Genomic DNA, 1,313 nt, shown 5'->3' on the forward strand with positions numbered 1-1,313 from the left:
CTGGAGTTGCCCCCGTCAAACCGGACACCCCGCAGTTGCTAAGAAGCGGATGAATTCCCTGGGCGAGAGCATCCGCAGCCCCTTGTGGGGGTGCATCTCGTTGTAGTCCTCGAACCAGGCCGCAAGTTGGCTCAGGACAGTCTGGGCGTCCGGGCGATCGTTGACATACACGTAATCGCGTTTGAAGGTCTTTACGAACGCCTCGGCCATGCCGTTGCTCTCCGGGCTTCTCACCGGGGTAAACCGGCTGACCAGGCCCAGCCAGGACGCGAACTCCACCGTTTCCTTAGCCGCGAAGCACGAGCCGTTGTCGGTCAGCCACTCCACCCGATGCGGCGCTCGGCTTGTCCCGAACCGCTTCTCCACGCATTCCAGCATCAGGTCGCGCACCATCGAGCCTGAGATGCCGCACGTCGAGGCCGCGAAACCCATGATCTCGCGGTCGCAGCAGTCCAGGGCAAAGAGCAAACGCACTTTCTCGCCGTTAAAGCACCCGACCTCGAAAGCGTCCGCGCTCCAGCGCAGGTTGCGCCGCAGGGTGATCACCTTGCCTTCATGCGACCGCTCGGGCCTGTTACCCGTGTGCCTGGCCAAGAGCAGTCCGTGGAGACGCATGATCCGGTACACCCGTTTGTGGTTCACCCGTGCCTGGCCCATCGCCACCAGCCGACGATTGAGCAGGGCGCACACCCTCCGGTAGCCGTAGGTCAGCCGCCCGTCGACGATCTCGCGGATCAAAGGCAGCAGGACTTCGTCCTGGGCCTTGGAATAACGGGGAGAGCGGTTCCTTGGGCCGGTCGCCAGTCGCTTGGACAACTGCGAACGGGCCACGTCGAACGCCTCTGCCACCCGTTTCACAGGGAATCCTCCTCGAAGGGCAACGGCGTGCGCGAGATCAGTTTTTTTTCACGTGCGATCTCGATGGCTTCCTTGAGGATTTCCACCTCCATCGTCTTCTTCCCCAGAAGTCGCTCCAACTCGCGGACCCGCTTCTTGAGAGCACGAGTCTCCGAGGCGCTGACCACCTGGTCATCCGCCTGCACCGCCACCTTGCCGCCTTCGCTCATGAGCTTCCTCCATCGGAAGAGCTGATTGGGGGCAATGCCGTGCTTGCGGGCCACGTACGAGACGCTCATCCCCGGCAGGGAAGACTCCTCGACGATCCGAAGCTTCTCCGCCAATGGCCAGCGACGACGCTGGACCTCGTTCACCAACTCGACCGTGGTAAACTCGTTAGCACTAGGTCTGGACATACCTCTAGCCCTACCTCTTCGGTTGGCCAGGGTATCCGGTCTAATTGGGGGCTACTCCAT

Annotated in this window: 1 protein-coding gene; it reads right to left on the bottom strand. The window is 62.1% G+C overall.

Features of this window, described 5'->3' with window-relative positions; all coding sequences use genetic code 11:
* Positions 1-15 precede the first annotated feature (15 nt).
* A protein-coding gene (locus tag ACMZ6R_RS20460) for an IS3 family transposase (RefSeq protein ID WP_416114804.1) occupies positions 16-1,253 on the bottom strand; the annotation gives its coding sequence in 2 pieces (ribosomal slippage) (positions 16-908 and positions 908-1,253; 1,239 coding nt in all).
* Positions 1,254-1,313: the final 60 nt, after the last annotated feature.

The sequence above is a fragment of the Solidesulfovibrio sp. C21 genome, from assembly GCF_047785625.1.
In the GTDB taxonomy this organism is placed as follows: Bacteria; Desulfobacterota; Desulfovibrionia; order Desulfovibrionales; family Desulfovibrionaceae; genus Solidesulfovibrio.